This is a genomic window from Nostoc sp. TCL26-01 (genome assembly GCF_013393945.1).
In the GTDB taxonomy this organism is placed as follows: Bacteria; Cyanobacteriota; Cyanobacteriia; order Cyanobacteriales; family Nostocaceae; genus Trichormus.
In genome coordinates this window covers 5822364-5843629 of the sequence record NZ_CP040297.1, presented here as the reverse complement: position 1 = coordinate 5843629, position 21266 = coordinate 5822364, and the positions used below count along the sequence as shown (strand labels likewise).

Annotated in this window: 19 protein-coding genes and 2 tRNA genes; 8 read left to right on the top strand and 13 right to left on the bottom strand. The window is 41.2% G+C overall.

The features are described 5' to 3' along the window. Positions 1 to 141 precede the first annotated feature (141 nt). Complete coding sequence (locus FD725_RS25160) at positions 142 to 333, bottom strand: hypothetical protein (protein ID WP_179050670.1); 192 nt, start codon at positions 331 to 333, stop codon at positions 142 to 144. Positions 334 to 464: 131 nt separating this feature from the next. Here FD725_RS25160 and FD725_RS25155 point away from each other — a divergent pair, with 131 nt between their 5' ends. Both FD725_RS25155 and FD725_RS25150 read left to right on the top strand, forming a co-directional pair. After that, the gene (locus FD725_RS25155; RefSeq protein WP_179050669.1) at positions 465 to 1754 is read left to right on the top strand and encodes a Glu/Leu/Phe/Val dehydrogenase; all 1290 of its coding nucleotides are present in this window, start codon (positions 465 to 467) and stop codon (positions 1752 to 1754) included. A gap of 220 nt (positions 1755 to 1974) precedes the next feature. Next, on the top strand, positions 1975 to 2142 hold the full coding sequence (locus FD725_RS25150; protein ID WP_179046230.1) for a hypothetical protein: 168 nt from the start codon (positions 1975 to 1977) through the stop codon (positions 2140 to 2142). A gap of 51 nt (positions 2143 to 2193) precedes the next feature. Here the strand turns inward: FD725_RS25150 and FD725_RS25145 are convergent. The 3 genes from FD725_RS25145 to FD725_RS25135 form a co-directional block, all read right to left on the bottom strand. Next, positions 2194 to 2264, bottom strand: a tRNA-Gly gene (locus FD725_RS25145). 71 nt (positions 2265 to 2335) lie between these two features. Continuing rightward, positions 2336 to 3475, bottom strand: a complete 1140-nt coding sequence (locus FD725_RS25140; RefSeq protein ID WP_179050668.1) for a hypothetical protein — start codon at positions 3473 to 3475, stop codon at positions 2336 to 2338. Between the two features lie 53 nt (positions 3476 to 3528). Beyond that, complete coding sequence (locus FD725_RS25135) at positions 3529 to 7056, bottom strand: response regulator (protein ID WP_179050667.1); 3528 nt, start codon at positions 7054 to 7056, stop codon at positions 3529 to 3531. 710 nt (positions 7057 to 7766) lie between these two features. Between FD725_RS25135 and FD725_RS25130 the strand changes: the two genes are divergently transcribed. After that, positions 7767 to 8384, top strand: a complete 618-nt coding sequence (locus tag FD725_RS25130) for a GNAT family N-acetyltransferase (RefSeq protein ID WP_256871975.1) — start codon at positions 7767 to 7769, stop codon at positions 8382 to 8384. An 894-nt stretch (positions 8385 to 9278) separates the two neighbouring features. Then, positions 9279 to 9830, top strand: coding sequence for a hypothetical protein (locus FD725_RS25125; RefSeq protein WP_179050665.1), 552 nt, complete (start codon positions 9279 to 9281; stop codon positions 9828 to 9830). A gap of 360 nt (positions 9831 to 10190) precedes the next feature. Here FD725_RS25125 and FD725_RS25120 read toward each other — a convergent pair whose 3' ends face one another. From FD725_RS25120 to FD725_RS25090, 7 genes are all read right to left on the bottom strand, one after another. Then, positions 10191 to 11345: a histidinol-phosphate transaminase gene (locus tag FD725_RS25120; protein ID WP_179050664.1), complete on the bottom strand. Its 1155-nt coding sequence runs from the start codon at positions 11343 to 11345 to the stop codon at positions 10191 to 10193. Between the two features lie 85 nt (positions 11346 to 11430). Continuing rightward, a complete protein-coding gene (locus FD725_RS25115; protein ID WP_179050663.1) occupies positions 11431 to 12087 on the bottom strand; it encodes a YqiA/YcfP family alpha/beta fold hydrolase in 657 nt (218 codons plus the stop codon). After that, entirely contained in the window at positions 12080 to 13438 is a 1359-nt protein-coding gene (gene murF, locus FD725_RS25110; RefSeq protein ID WP_179050662.1) for a UDP-N-acetylmuramoyl-tripeptide--D-alanyl-D-alanine ligase, read from the bottom strand. The genes FD725_RS25115 and murF overlap by 8 nt, the downstream gene beginning before the upstream one ends. Before the next feature lie 160 nt (positions 13439 to 13598). Continuing rightward, positions 13599 to 14045: a tellurite resistance TerB family protein gene (locus FD725_RS25105; protein WP_179050661.1), complete on the bottom strand. Its 447-nt coding sequence runs from the start codon at positions 14043 to 14045 to the stop codon at positions 13599 to 13601. Between the two features lie 175 nt (positions 14046 to 14220). Then, on the bottom strand, positions 14221 to 14358 hold the full coding sequence (locus FD725_RS25100; protein WP_179050660.1) for a hypothetical protein: 138 nt from the start codon (positions 14356 to 14358) through the stop codon (positions 14221 to 14223). Between the two features lie 643 nt (positions 14359 to 15001). Next, entirely contained in the window at positions 15002 to 15787 is a 786-nt protein-coding gene (locus FD725_RS25095; protein WP_179050659.1) for a DUF4058 family protein, read from the bottom strand. Positions 15788 to 15911: 124 nt separating this feature from the next. Then, entirely contained in the window at positions 15912 to 16685 is a 774-nt protein-coding gene (locus FD725_RS25090; protein WP_179050658.1) for an MlaE family lipid ABC transporter permease subunit, read from the bottom strand. 332 nt (positions 16686 to 17017) lie between these two features. Here FD725_RS25090 and FD725_RS25085 point away from each other — a divergent pair, with 332 nt between their 5' ends. Both FD725_RS25085 and FD725_RS25080 read left to right on the top strand, forming a co-directional pair. Then, a complete protein-coding gene (locus FD725_RS25085; protein ID WP_179050657.1) occupies positions 17018 to 17890 on the top strand; it encodes an alpha/beta fold hydrolase in 873 nt (290 codons plus the stop codon). 66 nt (positions 17891 to 17956) lie between these two features. Further along, entirely contained in the window at positions 17957 to 18592 is a 636-nt protein-coding gene (locus FD725_RS25080; RefSeq protein ID WP_179050656.1) for a type I restriction enzyme HsdR N-terminal domain-containing protein, read from the top strand. 93 nt (positions 18593 to 18685) lie between these two features. Here the strand turns inward: FD725_RS25080 and FD725_RS25075 are convergent, their stop codons facing one another. Together FD725_RS25075 and FD725_RS25070 are read right to left on the bottom strand one after the other, a co-directional pair. Then, a complete protein-coding gene (locus FD725_RS25075; protein ID WP_179050655.1) occupies positions 18686 to 19531 on the bottom strand; it encodes a M56 family metallopeptidase in 846 nt (281 codons plus the stop codon). Continuing rightward, a complete protein-coding gene (locus tag FD725_RS25070; protein WP_179050654.1) occupies positions 19531 to 19953 on the bottom strand; it encodes a BlaI/MecI/CopY family transcriptional regulator in 423 nt (140 codons plus the stop codon). Before FD725_RS25070 ends, FD725_RS25075 begins: the two co-directional genes overlap by 1 nt. Positions 19954 to 20224: 271 nt before the next feature. On the opposite strand from FD725_RS25070, the gene FD725_RS25065 reads away from it, so the two are divergent. Both FD725_RS25065 and FD725_RS25060 read left to right on the top strand, forming a co-directional pair. After that, positions 20225 to 21019 carry a DUF2993 domain-containing protein gene (locus FD725_RS25065; RefSeq protein ID WP_179050653.1) on the top strand — a complete coding sequence of 265 codons (795 nt, stop codon included), beginning with the start codon at positions 20225 to 20227 and terminating at the stop codon, positions 21017 to 21019. A gap of 152 nt (positions 21020 to 21171) precedes the next feature. Continuing rightward, positions 21172 to 21245: transfer RNA gene (locus FD725_RS25060), tRNA-Met, on the top strand. Positions 21246 to 21266: the final 21 nt, after the last annotated feature.

Below are 21266 nucleotides of genomic sequence, written 5' to 3'. Positions count from 1 at the left end.
TGTGTAGCAATCCGATTTGACTACGGAATGGAGGGTTGGGGGAAAGATTAATAAAATTAACCGCAGATGATAATGCACTATTTTAGTCTAGATAATTCAATTACTGCTATACGTTGATCCCAGCTAGAATACGGTAAATAGTTACGAGTATGGAATGTTAAGTTGTTGTAATTGTTGGACTGTTTCTAATGGTAAGCTAGTTATGTGAGCGATCGCCTCAACTGTCATCCCTTCTCTTAACAAATTGAGGGCTATCTCCCGCGCTTTTTGTTGACTACCCTCTTGTTTCCCTTCTTGTCTACCTTCCTGTTTACCGTATTTGCTCCACATCAAGATACAAAACACAGAATTAAGAATAAAAATGTAACAAAAAATACAAAATTATGACTTTCTGCAAAAACACGAGATAAGCTAGGCATATATGTATCTGATTCGCAAAGATACTGCGAATAGGAGATAATTTTATGGTTTCAACGCCAACGCTACCTCTAGAAGCTGCTACTCCAGCACATATTTGTCCATTTGATCAAGCTTGTAGCTATTTAGAAGCTGCGGCTAAAGAATTAAGGTTAGATCAAGGTATCTTAGAAATTCTCAGCCACCCGCGCAAAGTGGTGACAGTTTCTATCCCTATGAAACTAGATAATGGTGAAGTGCAGGTACTTGCAGGACATCGGGTGCAACATTCTGATGTCTTAGGCCCTTACAAAGGTGGGATGCGTTACCATCCAGCTGTAACTCTGCGGGAAGTATCAGCTCTGGCTATGCTGATGACATGGAAATGTGCGCTGTTGGGAATTCCCTACGGTGGTGCTAAGGGGGGTATCGCTATTGATCCCCAAAAGTATAGTGTGGGTGAGTTAGAACGGATTACGCGGCGCTATACTAGTGAACTAATTAAAGATATCGGCCCGGCTGTAGACATCCCTGCACCAGACATGGGTACTTCTGCCCGTGAAATGGCTTGGATGATGGATACTTATTCTGTGAATGTTGGTCATGCTGTACCCGGAGTTGTTACTGGTAAACCACTTTCTATTGGTGGTTCACGGGGACGAGAAATGGCAACAGGACGCGGTGTAATGATTATTGTCAGAGAAGCACTGGCAGACGTGGGTAAATCCCTGGAGGGAGTGCGAGTTGTTATTCAAGGCTTTGGTAATGTCGGAGGTGCAGCAGCTGAATTGCTGTATAAAGCAGGAGCGAAAATCTTGGCTGTTTCTACAGGTGCAGGGGGGATATTTGCCGCAGATGGTCTGGATATTCCGGCATTAAAAGCCTATGCGGCTGAGAATCGTAAAAGTATCGTGGGTTTTCCCCAATCTGTACCCATTAGCAACGCAGAATTGTTGACTTTACCTTGTGATGTTTTGATTCCTGCGGCGTTGGAAAATCAAATCACCGAGGAAAATGTGCATCAGGTAAAGGCGCAAGTTGTGGCAGAGGCTGCTAACGGCCCTGTGACTTTGGCGGCAAATCGAGTCCTGGAAGCGCGGGGTGTGACTGTATTACCAGATATTTTAGCAAATGCTGGTGGTGTGGTGGTGAGTTATTTGGAATGGGTGCAAGGTCTTTCTTACCTATTTTGGGATGAGGAGCGTGTCAACCGCGAAATGGAACACTTGATGGTGCAAGCTTATCATCAAGTGATGCAACAGTCACAAGTCCGACAGGTTCCTTTGCGGTTGGCAGCTTACACTTTAGGTGTTGGGAGAGTTGCCCAAGCACTAACTGATAGGGGTCTTTATCCTTAGTTGAAATGTTAGGGACTTCCAGAAATTAAAATATACAGCTTATAAGATGATAATCGTTCAAGACTAAAGGAGAGGTTGCCAGGGGCAACCTCTCCCTTTCCCTTTTTGTAGTAAATTCAATGATGATTGGATTGTTGGGTGTGCATAGAAGTCATGGTATCTACGCTTACGTTTTAATCTAAGTATATCCTCTAAATATTTCCCAGCGCGATTAATATGAATGATGCGAACCCCGACATCACTGGAACTATTACGATCGCAGTGCAATCTCAACACAATGGACATGAGCGATTCTTCCAGAGAAAATATAGAGTGCTACGGTCAAACAAAAGAACACGCGATCGCTTTGGAACAACTAGCCGATGAGTATCGCCAAATAGCAGAATAACAACAAAATCTGAAGAAGAATTCAGAAGTCTGAATTTTTCTTCAATGTTTAAGCGGGCGGCGGGAATCGAACCCGCATTAATAGCTTGGAAGGCTATAGTTTTACCACTAAACTACGCCCGCAAATTTCCAGTTTGTTTATGATAACATAATTTTATGTGAAATTCAAGTATTTATTGCTCAATTCCTGATGACTATTGATTAGTTGGCTCTATAGTAATCCTGACAAACAAGTTACTCAAGTCTGGTTTAGTCCCATCACGATTATGACCTGGGCTAAAATTTTCGTTTCTGAATAATTCACTAATAATCTGCTCGTAGAAACTTTTTTCTGCTTGTAAGCTGGCTGGTGCTATTTCTAAAACTTTAGCTTGTTGAAATGTGCCATTTTGATCAATGACTAAACTAGCTAATAACTTTGCTGGCTGTAGTGCAGAATCACCGGGAAGATAGCTAGAGTCTAAGGTTTTGGTGGTGCTTCCTTGGTATGTAGATAGAACTTCAGGTAAATCATTGACGAGTTGACGCGCTTCATTTTCTGCCAAAGGAGCAAATGTAGCGATCGCTCCTCCTCCAGTTGGTGTGGGGGAACTCTCTTGGGTGGGAGTGTCTGCTGTTGCTTGTGTGGGTGTTGGGGAACTTTCTTGAGTGGGAGTGTCGGCTGTTGCTTGTGTGGGTGTTGGGGAACTTTCTTGAGTGGGAGTGTCTGCTGTTGCTTGTGTGGGTGTTGGGGAACTTTCTTGGTTGCGATCGCCGGGAATATTTTCTTCTACTGCTGACGACTTTTGTATTTGTTCTGGTGTGACAGGTGGAACATCTGAAGGTAAAGGTGTTCCCTTTCCCAGTTCGATTTCTTCACGACGGTTCCAAGGTAACGCACCCACTGGAACTGTCGGGGTGGGTGTAGGTGTGGGTGTAGTTTCTGGTGTAGGAGTTGGTTCCGTACTAGGTGTAGGTGTAGGTGTGGGTGAGGCTTCTGGAGTCTCAAGTTGAGCCGCATTAGTATCGTTTTCTGGCTGGAGGCGATCGCTATTTGTCTTTGGTGGAACTGTTTCGGCTGTGGGTGTTGCTCCTGAATTTTGCGGTTGTGATGCAGCTATTTTGTTTGTTGACTCAGACTCAGGTGCAATTTCGATTAATTCCACAGGAACTTCACTTTGACTTGGCTGGGGAAACCACAACCCAAAAGCATGAGAAGATCGCATCCACCAAAAAACCAACAGGTGCAGCGAAACTGAACCAATCGCTACAGCAAACCATAACCCAGGTGGATCTTTATGTCGCCGCCAGGCTTTAGCGGGAATAGGAGTTTTGTCCGCAACCGATGTTGTCATATTTTATCTAAAAAGTCAGATATGAGTCGGTGCTGTTCAGCTCAGTCTCAATCTTAGCGACTAACTACTAATTCTGGTGTCACAGCAAAAGTCAAAACCGTCTCATCTACTCCTTTGAGTTTGAGTGGACTACCCTTAGTAATTTCTTCGTCTTGTAAATAGTCGGCTACAGCAGCTGAAACCAGGATTGTACCGGGAACAGCAGCAGATTGCAATCGAGCAGCGATATTCACACTAGGGCCAATAGCAGTGTAGTCAGCACGTTCCGCACTACCAAACATTCCCACAACAGCCGTACCTTGGTGAATACCACAGCGAAATTGTACACCACCATAATCATGAGTATCAAAAATCCCTTGGTCTTGCCAGCGTTTGTTTAACTGAGCCAAGGAACTGTGCATGGCTCTGGCTGTATTGACGGCTCGACGCACCTGTTCGTTTGGTGTCAGTTCTTCTGGCGCTCCATAAAGAGCTAGAATCGCATCCCCCATAAATTTATCTACAGTCCCACCATTGTCAAACACAGCTTTGGTCATAGCTTCTAGATATTCATTCAGCAATTCTGCTACTCGTCGGGATCTGAGGGTATTTGCTAGCTGGGTAAAACCAACGATGTCACTAAACAAAACTGTAATCAAACGTGGTTCTGGACGTAAATCCAAGCTCAACGCACCCGCCGCCGCTTTTGACACTAACACAGGTGGCAAAAAGCGTTTGAGGACTGATTCTGTGAGGTAAGTGTTTAACTCCAAAACCCGCCTTTCATTTGCTTTCAAAGCTAGAAGATTGCGGACTTCCGCTAGAAGTTCCCGATCATTGAATGGCTTGGCTAAGTAAGCATCTGATCCATATTCTGTACTTTCGATGCGGGTTTCCTCATCTACTTTGGCAGTTAGTAAAATGATGGGTGTGCCTTTGAGTTTGTCTTCGTCGCGGATCATGCGAATCATTTCTAATCCCGTTACCAAAGGCATCATCAAGTCAGTAACAATTAAGTTGGGGGTAATTTCCTGCGCTTTGCCAAACCCTTCATAACCATTACGAGCTGTATATACATGATAGCCACTGCGACGCAGGATATCGGCTACATAGGTTCGTAAATCTGGATTGTCATCAACAACAAGGATGGAATGGGGATTAGTGGGTGAGGAGTGGGGAGTAGTGAGTGGGGAGTGGTGAGTTTCTGCAATAGATGATAGGTGAATACTTTCTGAGTCTAGATTATCTGCTGTTTCTAAAAGTTCTAAATCTGCTAATTCGACGCTGGCGCGATTGATATTTAATTCTACAGGCGTTTCTAATACTTGCTGTGCAGGTAGGTGAGCATTACCAACTACCAGCCAAAGAGTAAAGATTGTACCTTGACCATAAACTGATTCAACGGTAACTTTACCACCATGCAGTTCTACTAATTCTTTCACTAAAGCTAAACCTAAACCACTACCTTCATAAGAGCGATTTTCCGAACCTTCAGCTTGACGGAAGCGCTCAAATAAATGGGGGATTTGTTCTTGGACAATACCAATTCCCGTATCCTGTACTTGCAATATGCAGTAGTTGCCTTCCGATTGCAATTTGACGCTGATTGTGCCGCCTTCGGGTGTAAACTTCATGGCATTTGACAGCAGGTTGTAAACCACTTTGTCAAATTTCTCCATATCTATATAAACTTTGGGGCATTCATCCAATTGAGTAATTAAATGTAGCGCCTTTTTTTCGCAATAGGGACGAAAAGATTCAGCAATTTGACTGACAAAATCGACTAAATCGCAAGGACGGAAGTTAGGCTGCATTCTGCCAGCGTCTAAACGTTGCAAATCTAAAAGCTGGTTGACTAATCTTAACAACCGTCTAGAGTTACGCAGAGCGATCGCACTTTGAGCCGCAGATAATCCCTCACCTGCACTCACCGCCGACTCTAAAGGCCCTTGAATTAAGGTGATGGGAGTGCGAAATTCATGGGAGATATTCTGGAAAAATTCGGTTTTTTGTTTATCTAATTGCAGTAAGCGCTCTGCTTGTTCGCGGGTTTTTTGGTATAAATGTGACTGTTGCACAGCGATCGCTGCCTGTGCAGCCACGGCTTTTGCTAACTCAATATCTGATGATAACCAGCGTCTATCTTTACAGCCTTCATGTAAGCTAATACTGCCGATACATTTACCATCAGCCAGTAAAGGCACAACCATCAACGAACTTGTCGGCATATTCGAGGGTAGGTCAAACCCCTTAGTTTCCCAAGTGGTGTGGCTCATGCCAGTAATTACCACAGGCTCATGTGTCCGTAATATTTCTTGTAAAATCAGATTTGCTGGAATTGGTGTTGGCGATGCTAGTAATTCTGAATTTATCTGTTGACGGTGATCACTGGCATTTTGCGGATGGGTGAGCAAATGCAAATCACAACTATGTTGAGAACTATTATATAAGCCTACACATTGAACAAACTCATCTTCCTCAGTCCATAAAGACAACACACAACCGTCTACTTGTAAGGCTTGTCCTAATTGTTGAGTAATGGCTGCAAAAATATCTTGAGGATTGAGGCTAGAGCGAATAGCTGTTGTAATCGTATTAATTAGAGATTCTCGCTTGGCTAGCGCCCGTACTTGCTCGTAGGCATAAGCTTGTGATAAAGCTAAAGCAGCCTGATCTGCCACCATCAGAACTAGCTGTACTTCCTCCTCTCCCCAAACACGAGTCTGAGAACACTGATGCAGTGCTAACACTGCCATGAGTTCCTGCTGACAAATCAGAGGTACAACCAAGCTAGAGCAGATATTCGACGCAGCAAAAGCGATCGCTCTTTGCTGCAACTCTTGACTATCTCCGTGAATCCTTGCATCACCTGTCACATCATGAATGACTTGTACCTCACGGGTTTCCCATACTGTCTCAGCTAACAGAGACAAGGAGGTAGAATTATGGTCTAATTTCTCACTTGCTTGAGTTTCTGGTACATCGGCAGCCAACAAATCTGTTTTTTGGTAAATAAATCCTTCATCTACCAATTGCTCATCTTGAAACGGACGCAGCAAACAAACATCCACTTCCAGCATATGACCAACTGTATCGACAATTGCTTGCAAAATTTGTCGATAGTCAAGAGCGCTGCGAATTGTATTTGTCACTGTGTTCAGCAGTGACTCTTGCCGCAGTGTCCGGGTGAGTTCGCGGGTACGAGCTTTGAGAACATTGTGCGTATCTAGCGCTTGACGTACTACTGCCTTGAGTTCTTCTGCTTCCCAAGGTTTAGTGACATATTTGAATACCTTACCAGCATTAATTGCTTCTACTAAATCTTCAACGTCAGTATAACCAGTTAAAATAATCCGAATAATATCTGGATATTGGGTAGCTGTCAGGCTCAAAAATTCTGTACCACTCATGATCGGCATTCGCTGATCTGAGATGATGACGGCAACCTCTCCCTCTTGCGCCAGCAGATCCAGTGCCGCAGGGCCAGATGTTGCCCTCAGCACCTTGTAGTCACGATAGAAGGTGCGGTATAGCAAGTCAAGGTTGTCTGGTTCATCATCAACAACCAAAATTTTCGGCTTACTGTTTACTTGGGATTTCATGCACCGCTTTCCTGCTGTAATGGCAGTCGGATAAAGGATAATCTGATTAGGGAGAATTTGTTCACAGTAATTTGCCTCAACGGCTGATCAAGACTGCCATTTGCGTTAGCGCAGTGCGATTATTTCCATTATCAGTTTTTGCTTGACAGATTTGATGCTTAGTAGTCAAATCTTGCCTCACCTCCAGCGATCAATTTTAGTGCTACTCCATACATATCTTGAACCTGGCATAAAAACCAGATGATGTTGCATATTAAGTTTGCCCGTTGTTGCTGTTGCACTAACACATTTAAGTAAATTTTATTTATAACCATTCATCATCGGTTAGTCGAATCACCAAAAATCAGAGGGAAACTCAATCTCCGTGAACCTACATCCCTACCCTACTTCACCTCAGAGTATACTGTTAGACCAGTATACCTTGCCAATTTAGTCAGAAGGTCTGTTGAGATTGAGTCTGGGGTTTTGGGGGTGTGAGGATGTGGGGATTTGACTGACTTATGCTCTCACACACCAGTCGCTAAAACGTAGGAAATCCGCACAACTCAACGTTTCCCCTATGCGTCCAAACATCTAAAACTCTGGACTGTTGACTTTTGACCGTTGAATGTTGACTATAGACTATGAACTATCAACTGTTCAATTTTCTCAGTTGCCATTTAACATATTTGAGAAGATTTACTCGCAATAAAATTTATATTCCACAAGCCTTGACATACTGGTTTTTTGATCCATCTCGGCACAAGCCAGCTACAGCTTCGGCGGAACCAACTTCTTACAAATTCCAAGTTCGTGCTGCTACACCTGCTGATTTGTCTGGTATTGCCCAAGTTATTGCGGAAAGCTTTCACTCCCAAAATGGTTTCTGGGCATGGGCTTTTCCACTGCTACGTTTGGGTATTTATGAAGATTTTAAACATCGTTTGTTATCACCTGCCCCCCATCACTTGTGTTTAGTAGCGGTGGCAACTGCTAGCAATGGCATAGAAAAATTAGTGGGAACTGTAGAAATTGGTGTCCGTTTGAGCGATTACTGGACTAAAGCTGGTAAAAGTTTTCCTTATTTATCCAATTTGGCGGTTCATCCTCAATATCGTAGACATGGTGTGGCTTCAAAATTACTCATTAGCTGTGAACAAGTATCTAGAGACTGGGGGTTTGAAGACTTATATCTCCATGTTTTAGAACATAACTATCAAGCACGCCAGCTTTATTTTAAGTTGGGATATCAGGCACACAAAGTTGATTCTCCTTGGAATCAGTTCTTCTTGAGACGTTCCCAGCAGATTTTATTGCATAAGCACATTGTCCTTGATTCCATTAGTTAATTTTTCTTTTATAAAAGGAAAAATATTACCCTGGCGATCGCCTACTCCAGGCAATACTCCTACACCAAACAAAAAACTAATATCAATTAACTGACTTTATTATATTATTCTCTGTAAGCAGTTTTTTCCTCAGACAAATCACACTTATGCCTGATTAATTTTGTTAAGGAAGATCAGTGAATAAAAGTCATCAACGATGAGTCATCCAAAGTAGAGTAAATTCATCTACGTCAGCAATATCTGAACAGGAATATCAAGATGAAGATTCACGATTATGGCAATTAGTCAATCACATAAGTCGATGATTTTTGTCTTTCCCTGGACTCATAGACAGCCATAGGATAGCATTTCATCCAGGGTAAGCGATGGCGATATCATCACTCAGAGCAAAGCTTGGACATGGAGTATGGCTAATTTTACTGTTGATATGTTGATATTATTTTGTCTACAATTTTTTATAATATCTTCTTGATGTCAATTACCAAAAAATGAGATAAAAATGAGTCTGTATAGATAAGCTACCACACGGGCTTTGGGTTTAGTCTAAATTTTTAAACCACAAATATTGTAAAACATAAAATATTAACTATAATTGTGACATCAGTAAAAATACGCTTAATAAAAATCTTAATCCTTACAATAACTTGTTGTTTAAGATATTCAACTTTATTAAAACTTTAAAAATTTTTGTGCATAATTTAGAGACAATTTCAATTAATCAACCTAAGATGTGGTTAACTGAATTAATAGCTTGTTTAAGTTTATTTATAATCTTAGTTAAATTGAACAATCAATTTTTTTTACTAAGAAACACCCAATACTTTGGTGGATCTAATCACAAATGTCCACTTTAAGTCGTCCACACAACTCAGTTACTAAAAAGTTTGAAACAACATGGATAGCGAAAAACTCCGCCGCTATCAAACTACTATGGTATCAACTTACTACCCTGAGACAAATTGCCTTGACGATTTTGTCATGTTAGATGGGACTGAGCAGTCGCATAGCCCAGATGTTTTAACACTTCTGCGAAGTGGAGAAGTTTTTATTATTAATAGTCGTAGGCGGAACGGACTAATACTGTTTAAGCGCTACCATGCAGAATTTGCCGGGCCAGGGGCAGCAGTTGGTGGAGAATACGATTGTGATTGTCAAAAAGTCATACCTATTGGTAACTTATCTTTACTCAAGTCCGAATCCTATGAAGAAAGGCAAAAAGCTTACTTAATTAGGAGACAGTGGATTAGATTAATTAAGCAAATTACAGAGAATCCATTACCTCAGCAGCGAGTGCAAAAGATTTTAGATCAGTTTGAACAATACTTTCCTGCCAAAATGGTAGCTAATTTGCCCGATGTTGTTTTCGCGTTGTTGGTGGGAGTACTACCGCAGACGGTGGGAATGGTGCGCCGTTGGGGTAGCGATACAGAAGGAAGGTATTCGTAATTCGTAATTCGTAATTTACGCCTAATGTGTATTAAAGACGAAAACCCTACATTTATCGTTGTAGAGACGTTGCATTGCAACGTCTCTACCGCACCAGAATCCTCGACATATCGTTGATTTTTGTAATTCACATCAGACGTAATTTGTAATTCGTAATTTACGTCTAATGTAAATTGAGTGTCGAAATCCTTGTAATTTCATCTGTGGCTTCAAAACTACAATTTTAAAAACCTCTGAAACCCTTACGGGGAGAGAAGCGTTTTTAATTCACATCAAGCGTAATTTGTAATACCGCTACGCGGAAGCAAGCTATGTAATACCCTACAGGAAGGCTTGCGCCTGCATAATTACTATGTTGTACTAGGCTTGAGCGTCTATATTTTCTAAAGCAGCTTGTATATGTTCTAGGGTGCGGGTGTTTTCTGCGGGTGAACCGATAGTAATTCGCAATCCGCCACTAATGGCGCGGACTAAAGTTCCAGAATTTTTGAGTTGTTGATGAAGATTGTTTAAAGTAGTTGCTTGTAGGTCAGAGTTATTTGCTTGGAGACGGAGGAAGATAAAGTTAGCTGCACTTTCTGCGACTTGTAAGGCTGGATGTTGAGAGAAGGCGGTAATTAATTTAGTTCTTTCATCCAGGATTTGAGTAATTGACTCTAGTAAAATTGACCGATTTTGTAAAGCAACTAGAGCAGCTGCCATTGAGAAACTAGGTAAATTGTAAGGTAAGCGGACTTTTTCTAAAATAGCGATCGCTTCTGGATGAGCGACACAATAGCCAACGCGCATGGCCGCCAAGCGGAAGGCTTTGGAAAATGTCCGTAAAATTACCCAGTTAGGACGTTGAGCTAATTCACTTACTAGGGTAGTTTGGCTAAATTCAAAGTAAGCTTCATCAATGACGACTAAAATTTGCTCACTTAAACTTTTTAACCATGCCAACTCATCTGGAGTTAAGGGGTTAGCTGTGGGAGAATTGGGATGAACTACAAACACCACGCGAATCGGTGGGTTGTGAGTTTGGGCGATCGCTGATTGAGCTGCGGTTAAGTCTATGGCAAAATTAGTCTGGTTGCGGTTGACTGCTACCACAGGAATACCCAAGGTTTGTGCTAAAATCCCATACATAGAAAAGGTGGGATTAGCTACGAGGATTGCCCCCTCTCTTCCTAGACAGGTGGCAATTAATAGAGAACGAATCAGTTCATCCGAACCATTACCCACGGATATATTGGCACTAGTAAACAACGATGGGGAAACACCAGCTGACTCGTTGACATATTCAGCGATCGCCTTCTTGAGTGTCTCATGTCCACCGTCGGGATAACGATTAGTTTCTATGATTTGTTGATAAGTCCAGGCTAACTTTTGTTTTAACTCTATAGGTAAATCATAGGGGCTTTCATTCGTATCCAGGCGATCCAACTGGGCTGGAACGGCGGCGGCTGTGTCGCTGCTGGGATGGGGTTTATAAGCAGTAAATTCAGCTAAATCTGAGCGAATAAAGGGAAGCATGGTTTTTAGTCAATAGTCAATAGTCAATAGTCATTAGTCAACAGATGGAATTTAGACTATGAAATGTTGACTATGAACTAGGACTTCATATTTTACCGCTTTCGGGTAACTGGCAGAATAAACGAATTGCTTGCCAAATTTCTTCCGTAACATTACTGAGACTATGATCGCTGTCTAATTCAACTAATTCTACCCAAGGGCGCGATCGCCCAAAGTCACGGCTAGCTATGATGGGGATAACTTCGTCTTGTGTGCCATGAATAATTAATGTCGAAATGGGGCGTTGCAAGATATTTTCGGAATATTGAGTTGCATCTGTCACGAAATTATAACTTAGAGGTAGCGATCGCCCTTCACCATAGTGGTATACCAGTTCATATCCTGTTTGTTGCCAACGTTGTACTGTTTCTTCTCCTAATTTTGGCAACCAATGAGATAAAAAACCAAAGGCTGGTGCTAATAATACTAAGCGTTCCACTTGTGAATATTGCTGTGCCAAGTGAGCCGCCGTCAAGCCACCCAAACTGGAACCAATGAGTGTCACTGGTAGAGAATCTTTCAGAATTATGGCAGCAACTTGCTGAATTTGCCGGGTAATGGTCAACTGGGAAAAGTCACCAGCATTTAAGTCAGGAATTGTTAACTGGGTGGAAATTTGGGCAAAGCGCTGACTCATATCTTGTGCTTTAGCCGATTTGGGACTAGATGCAAAGCCGTGAAGATAGATATATCTACTAGACATTTTCCCATTCTGCACGTAACTGACTCACTACCCGATCTAATCCTACAGAATGAGCTGCTTTGAATAATAAACGATCGCCTGTTTGCACAAATGTCTTTAATCGTGCCACCAAATCAGCGTGAGTAGCAAAGCATTCTGATGGAATTCCCACTGCGCTTTTGGCTATGGTTTCGGCATCTTCACTATCAACCAACACCAATAAGCCATCTAAGTTTAAATTCTTAACTGTTTCGCCGACTCGCTGGTGTAATTGTGGTGATAGCTCTCCCAATTCTTTCATTGCTCCCAACACGGCAATTTTCCGCTTTCCTGGTGTATCTGCGAGTAATTGTAAGGCTGCTAGCATAGCTTCTGGTGCAGCATTGTATGTCTCATCTAAGATTAAGACATCGTGGGACAAAAGAAAACGCTGCGATCGCCCCGTCGGCATATTCACAGTCACACCGTCTTGCAAGCTCGTCCAGTCAATCCCCAAAACCTTGGCCACAGCTAGGGCTGCTAAATAGTTAGTGGCATTATGGCGACCAACCAAGGGTAAAGGTAATTTGATCCCTGCAACTTCTACCGTTGTGTGATCAATCAGGGTTCCTTGAATATCACCACCAGATAAACCATAGGTTAAAACCTCTCCTTGCCAAACCTTCGCTGCTGTTGTCATTAATAAAGGATTGTCATAGTTGAGAATAGCCACACTATCCTGGGGCATTTCTACTAGTAACTCACATTTTGCCTCGGCGATGGCTGCTTCTGAACCCAGTAACTCAATATGTGCTGTGCCAACATTGGTAATTACGCCAATTGTCGGATGGGCTATTTGGGTGAGTTCGGCAATTTGTCCTCTACCGCGCATTGCCATTTCAATTACAGCGTAGTCATGCTCACCATCGAGTTCTAACAAAGTTTTGGGTACACCAATTTCATTATTAAAATTCCCGTAAGTCTTGTGGACTTTACCCTTTGTACCTAATACAGCAGCAATCAGTTCCTTCGTTGTGGTTTTACCCACCGAACCAGTTACCCCAATCACCGGGATGTCGAAGCGATCGCGCCACCATCTACCCAATTTTTGATAAGCTTCTAAGGTATTTGGGACTGTTAATGCTGGGCAACCTGGATTTTCGTAGTCAAAATCAACAATAGCAGCTACAGCACCATTAGCGATCGCTGTTTGTACAAACTCGTGTCCGTCAAACTTCTCACCCCGTAAAGCAACAAACACCTCACCTGATTTTAAAAATCGGCTATCTGTTTGTATACCACTACTTGCTTGGGCGATCGTAGTTGCAGATAAATTTATCGGTTCAGCTTGAAGAACTTCAATTATTTGGGTGAGATTGGCAGACCAAGACATAAAAAATCAACGTTTAAAATTTTCCATCAGGCAATGCTGATCAAATCAGCATTCCCCTCAAAAATAAAGCCAAAGCAGCTAAACGTCTTTGGCACACTAAGTATATAGGCTAATTAGTAATTATCACTGAATAATTGCCAGAAATAATTTTATAGTCAGTTTAACCTTGGTTTTTTACAGACATAGTTTGTAAAATGCGTACTGCTATATCGTGAGAAATACTTAAAGCTTGATATAAATCATGTAAAAAACTTATTTCTTCATCTGTAACGCATCCTTCGCTGAAGACTAAATCAGTCGCTACAGCAAAAGCCGTTTCTCGTAAATCAACAGATAGAGAATCTTTAGCCAGATTAAACAAGACATTAAAACCATCGTGTCGGAGAATACTCAAGATTCTGTCACACAAATTTTTGATAGTATCTTGAGAGTAGTTTCTCAACAGCCTTGACTGAGACAGCACGCAAGAGACAGAATGCTCTTGCTCATGAGACATATAACCATCTGACGCTGTTGCGAGTAGGACAATAGCAACGAACGCTTCCGCAGAACTAAGTACCTCTGGGGCTGGATTTTCTCTGCCCAGGACAGTGTCTAGTAGATTCATGATAGTCGCTCCTGGATGGGGATCTCAATAGCGGTACAGTCACCTGTTGGTTTTAGACTGACACAAGAGCCTGTATCGCCGTGAGACTTTCTGGTTTTAGTGTTCCCAGGATTTTTCGACTCTGAACATCAACAAACAACAGCTTTTCACTAAAAGCACGATGTTAAAGCTGAATTTAGCGTTGTCCTGTTTTCTCAAATGTTTCGATCACTGCCAAACCTATACCAGAGACTGCTATCAAGAGTACTGCTGATAACAGATAGGCATTGGTCAACATCCGTAGGGCATCGCCGAAGAAAATATAGGTGGTCATTGCTTCACCTGTTGAATTCTGTGGTGCTAGTACTTTCTATTTCTCCACCTTCCGAGTCAGGAATTCCGTCGAGAAACTGCTAGTACTTGCATCTTAACAAAACTTTAGCTGTTTCAGTTTATGAAACAAAATATTTCTTTCTGAAGATTCGATGAATTTAGCCCAGATTCGGTTACACAGAATACTGAAATAAAATTTCTGATAAGAAAAGTACATTTTTACTGCTCTCATCTTAGTTAAATATATGTAAGAAATAACACTTTGATTCCCACAAGGTTATCAAATGACTAAATAGCAAAACACTTAATAATTCGTTGTTTCATCTTTTAAATACTAAAATATTTATAATGATCTTTTAGTGATAATACTAATTTTAGTATATTACTACGTGTTTATTTTTACTAAACATAATTTGCAAACTGAATTAATAATTTAATTATAAAAATTTTGTTTTTTCCAGCAGAGTAAATTGATTGCCAAATTTATCGATGTCAAGAAAGCAAAATATATTAAGAAAAGTAAAGGAAATTTGCTCAATTAGCTGTAGGTTGAGTGCAACGTAGTGAAACCAAAAATTTATACTACTGGGTTAAAGTTATACCAATTTGAAGAATGCAGGCAGAAAAATTCCCACAAGCAATGATTAACTCGTAGAAAAGTTTCCCAATTGTGTATGTATCCAATTGATATCCATATCACTCAATGTTGGTGGGGGTGGAGATTGAGTGTAATCTATCGATAAATCATAGCCAGCTTCGTCATAGATGGTATTTAGCACAGCTTGCAACTCCAGTACAGCATCAGAGTCGCCTTCCCTGAGAGGAACAGGTATCGTCGGGAGAGTATCTTGTAACATCACAGGCCACACCTCGATTACTCCAGACTCAGCTCGCGTTAAAGTAATCAAGTAGGGAACATCTGGAAGACGGGGATGGTTAAATGGTCGATTTCCCCGACGCAGCAAGTCAATTTCAATGAGATGAACATTAGCATTATACAAACGCTGGCGTTTCTTACGATAGTCTGTAATACCTGGTTCGCGTTTGTTTACGGGGAAGAGAATTTCGATACAGCTGACTAATATGTTATTTGCGGTATCCCGAATTTCAACTGTGGGGATGTGGACTTCGACTGGTTGAATTACTGGAAGCGTTAGTGGTGCGGGGGTTGTGGCAATATTTGATGTGGGGGTAGTCGGAGTTACATCGCGGCGTTGTCTTATCTGCAATACCTCGACATCTGGATACAAAATACCAATTTCACTGGCAGGAGAAATATCTTCCACAACATATACTTCCAGTCGTGCAGCATATTTGGGTCGCAGTTGTGGGACGAGGAAAGTACGAATTTTGCTAGCAAGGGCATTGTGTACGTCACTCCACAGGTAGCCTTCAAGATATGGGTTCATACCGGGGAACGGGGAAGGCATTTTACAAGCATGGGTAACTACACCTTTATTCTAAATTGTTTTATCTTTGCTTCTACTTATCAAAGTCCGACCATCAGGGAAAAAAGATACTAATGTTAATTAGATACCTAAATTGTCAAAAATTTTAAAATACAGGTTTTTCAAAGAACACTAAAGTCAAAATAAAATCCATAATAAAAATTGACACCCAAGTGCTAACAACGGCTGTTGTGGCTGATTCTCCTACTTCTTTTGCACCGCCTTTGGTAGTCAGTCCCCAACTACAACCATTCACAGAAACGATCGCCCCAAAAATTACGCCTTTTAGCAGGATAATAAATATATCTGATGTTTCTAAAAAACTTCTGACTGACTCTAAAAATACTTCTGGTGCAACTTGATACAATTGTGATGCAGCAAAAATCCCACCAGCAATGCCTGTAATTAAAGCAAAAATCATCATGATGGGCATCATCAAACAACAAGCAATGACTCTGGGAAGTACCAAATAATCAATGGGATTAGTCCTGAGCATATAAAGCGCATCGATTTGCTCTGTTACACGCATCGCGCCTATTTCAGCCGCAAAAGCGGAACCTACTTGTCCAGCAATGATACTAGCTGTCAAAATTGGCGCTAATTCTCGACAAAAAGCTAAGGCAAATGCACCACCTACAGTATTGACAGCCCCAAATTGTACCAATTCTCTAGCTGTTTGAATGGTAAAAATCATCCCAGAAAAAACACTAACCAGCACTACTGGTGACATAGAACCAGGGCCGACACTAACCATGTGTTCTAGAATCTTGCGATAATAGGTCTTGCCTTGAATTAAATGCAGTAAGACTTGACCAAAGAGCAGAAACACAGAAAAATAGCGTAAAATTCGTAATTGCTCTAAATTTTTTTTTTGTTGCAATTTTACCACCCTGCAAACTAATTTTTTGCACTGATGTTAGCACACAGTCAACTTACATCTTTCTGATAACACCTCTTAAAGTTCACGATGATTTTTCTAAATCATAGATTAACTAAACTCATTAAACTGTATTAAGTTCGCATTGACACAAGATTAATTGTGTGCGATTCTACTAGTCAATTAGCTATTTTTTTATAGTTATTTAAATTTCTTAAAATAATTATTTTATCTTTTAAATCGACTATTTTTAATAGCTGTAAATAGGAAAAAATAATGTATACGTTTTTTGAAAAATACTAAAAACTTGGTAGAAAATATTTTCAAGTTTTAAAATGTTTCCTAACTTTGAACAAATAATCATTGATACAAATAAAGTTCAAATCAATGTAATCAAAGGTGGTGATGGTTTGCCGTTACTCCTATTGCATGGCTATCCTCAAACTCATGTCATGTGGCATAAGATAGCACCCCTTTTAGCTAGAGATTTTACTGTAGTGGCAACTGATTTGCGAGGATACGGGGATAGTTCAAAACCAAGTAGCAGTTCTCAACACATCAGTTATTCAAAACGAGTCATGGCACAAGACCAAATTGAGGTGATGTTGAATTTGGGATACGACAAATTTTTTGTCGTTGGTCATGACAGAGGAGCGCGAGTTAGTCATCGCCTGGCACTGGATCATCCTGATTATGTAAGAAAATTAATCTTATTAGATATTGTCCCAACTTATAAGATGTATGCAACGGCTGATCAAGAATTGGCTAGAGCATATTATCACTGGTTCTTTTTAATCCAGCCTGACAACTTACCAGAAACGCTGATTAAAGCCAATCCTGAATACTATTTACGCCGATGTTTGCAGCAATGGGGTAAAGATTTTGCTGCTTTTACTCCTGAAGCTTTAGCTGAGTATATTCGGTGTTTTTGTGACCCGGCTGTGATTCATGCAACTTGCGAAGATTATCGTGCGGCGGCAACAATTGATTTAGAACATGATGAATTGGATATGGAACAAAAAATTTCCTGTCCAGTGTTGGTACTTTGGGGTGAAAAGGGAATTATTGGACACAAGTACGACGTTTTAGCAACTTGGCAAGAAAGAGCTAATGATGTGCAAGGTAAAGGAATTCCTTGCGGTCATTTTTTACCGGAAGAAGCACCAGAGGAAACTTATGAGGCTATTTATCAATTTTTGATTGAGTAAGGAGTTGGGAGTGCTGAATTCACACTTGAATTATTCTAATATTAGGCGAGTACTGTAAATTTAACTATGACCACAAGTATAGCCATTGCCGAAAAAATTACTACCCTACGCCAAGTCGAAGATAAACTGGGGTTGATATTAAGTAGTGATAGTCAATTTTTTACCGAATGGATGGCAGATTTACCTGCATTAAGTGAGGCAGAGCAGGCAAGATTAGAGCAAGTTAGACAAAACTATCTTTACCAAATTTCAGATGGAAGTCTTTTAGAAGAGACTATCAAAATGGTCGTGCTATCACCATTACTGGAACTAGCAGGATTCTATCAAGCACCATACAAATTTAAAACAGAGGTATCAGTTGAGATTACAGCACAAGGAGATAATGAAGAGATTTTACGGGGAAGAATTGATGTTTTAGTGTTGCAAGATCGATTATGGATTGTTCTAATTGAGTCAAAAAAGACAACTTTTGATTTAGAGTTGGCAATTCCCCAGACATTAGCTTACATGGCTATTCATCCCCACCCAGAACAACCTCTGTATGGCATGATAACCAATGGTAGTAGCTATTTGTTTGTCAAGACCTTGGGTAAGCAGTATGGTATTTCCGATCTCTTTGCTACACGCTCACAATATCTGAATAATTTATCTGGAGTTTTAAGAATCCTCAAGCATTTGGGGAGAATTATTACAGAATCTTAAGTGATTTCAGCGCGAACAAGAATATGATCGCCTAAAGTCAACACTAGTGCTATAAACTCATAGTGCGATCGCTCATTCCTATTTCTTTGCTACTTAAGTATGAAATATCACTGCTACTAGTGGTAAAAATGCCAATAGGAAACTATGCCAAGACTGTAATTGAGGTTCTGGGGTGGGATCTGGTGGTGCTAGTAGGGCTTGTATTCTCTGTTCCAAGCGATAGCCTGCGTGATCACCCAAAGCCGCACAGCAAATTTCTGATTTTGCTAGTACAGTACCATCACTGACAACTAATAACAGGGATTCTGCTAGCAATAAAGGGTCTACTTGAGCCGCAGCATAACTATCAGCGCGAAGTTCTCGCAGCACTAAGAGTTCCTGCCACAAGGCATCTGTATTTGGTAACCAAGCAGTGCAAGAACGCACCCAACCCAGCCAGAAAAACCAGAATGTATCCCTGTAGTAGAAATGTCCTTGCTCGTGTGCCAAGACGCTTTCTACATGATCTGGAGAGAGTTTTTGTAGTAATCCTTGGCTAATTACTAATTCCGGTTGCCAAAAACCTATTTGCCCAGCAAATAAGGCTTCAGTATTGAGGATGCGAATTTGTTGATCCTGATGATTTACCAAGGGACACTGACGGGCAGAGTGTAGAGATTGCCAGCCTTGAACAGCCAATTTGATACACAAAACCGAGAAAAATGTCAGAAAAGTGAAAGCTAATATATAGCTCAACCAACCTGTATACATTCCTCCCATATTGCTTTGAGGACTCATACAAAGTATAGCGATCGCTGTCATTAAAATTAACAACGGTGGGAAGAGAAACACAAACAAGGTTTTGCGCCACCTCAGATCCCAGTTACCTTGAGGATGAGTCCAAGACTGCCTCAAAACTCCAGAAACTGCCAAAACAGTCAAAATCATCAGTAGGTGCATTATTGTTTCTCCTCCCTGGCTTGGCGTGCAGCTTGAATCCGTTGAGCAATCGCTTCTATTTGTTCACTGGCTGCTTCATCTAGACTATCGGCAAAAGCGGCAATGACATCAGGATTACCCACTGCCAAAAACCGATGTAGTTGCTCGTGGGCTTTAATTACCTGTGCCTGCTGCTTTGACAGTAAAGGTTGCCAATAGAATGCTTTGCCTCTCTTATCACAGGCTAGCCAGCCTTTCTCTGTGAGGCGACGTAAGACTGTGGTTACAGAAGTATAAGCTAACTCGCGGTTAGGGTCAGCTAAGATGCGATCGTGGACATCTTTGACTGTAACTGAACCCAGTTCCCAAATAATATTGAGAATTTCTGCTTCTAAAGGGCCTACAGATAGTTGTTTGGGGCGATAGTCGGGTAAAGGAGCCATATCAATTTTGCATCAGATTTTTGAGAGTTAATCAGAGGGATTAGATGCTAAGATTCACCTCTAAGTATGGAGCTTTGGCCATGGCTTATTAGGCATTCACTTCAATTATTTTAGATTGCTCAATCCAAAATATAAAATAATTGGTTAGGACTTACGCAAACTTATCAGCAATTTCCCGTTTGTCTATCAGCACAACCTATCAATGGGTACTTGCTGAATCGTTCACATTTTGTTACAAAAGTACAAAGAACTTCTAGAGACCCAAAGTCAAATGTTCGGCGGAATTACTGGTTTACAAGATCCCAAAGGCACTGATTGGGGCGAGAGAATGCTCAATACAGTTGCCAGCCAAACGATTCGCCATCTATTTACCCGAAGCGAGTCAGTAGAAGTCTTTGTGCGTTGCTATCCCTCCAGTAAGCTGTTGCAAGGCAGCATTGATAGTTTCAAAATGAGTGGTCGTGGTCTAGTTATCCGTAGAGATTTTGCGGTGGAGGAGATGTCTTTTGAGACTGATGCGGTATCTATCGACTTTGCTGGCGTTTTAGGTGGTAAATTGAATCTCAAGCAACCAACCCAGGCGATCGCTCAAGTCATCTTATCCGAAGCTGGGATCAACCAAGCATTCAACGCCGAATTAGTGCAAAAGCGGCTAGTTAATTTAACCTTACCTGCTTTAACTGAATTATCTGGTGGTCAACCAGTATCTTTTACGGAAGTTCAGGTACAGCTTTTACCTCAAAATCGTCTGAGAATATCAGCTCAAGCCAATTTAGGTACGGGAGAACTGATCCCTTTGAATATGAGTTTAAATATTGCTGTAGAAAAGCGCCGCCGAATTTCTTTTAAAGACCCAAAGGTAGAACTTGATTCAGTCCCAGAAAACCAACAGCAAATATCCCAGACTTTGAGCCTAGCCCTAGCTGAGATTTTAGACAATATGGTCGATTTAGACCGTTTTGACCTAGATGGTGTAAAAATGCGCCTCAATCGTTTAGAAACTGAAGGACAAAGGTTGATTTTCAGTGGTTACGCCGAAATTGAACGGATTCCCCGTAGTGCTTAAAGGACATAACAGAAATATCTACCTCGACCAAAAGCAATCTTTTCGGGGTCAAGATCCCACGATGACTTGATTAAGCAGCACTAAAATTAATCTCTCAAGACACTAGTCATAAAGAAAAATGTCTGCTACATTAAGAAATGTGTGAAAAACATGGCTCAGTAGCTCAGTTGGTTAGAGCACGGGACTCATAAGCCTGGGGTCGTTGGTTCAACTCCGACCTGAGCCACTTTAATCAAATAGCAAACCT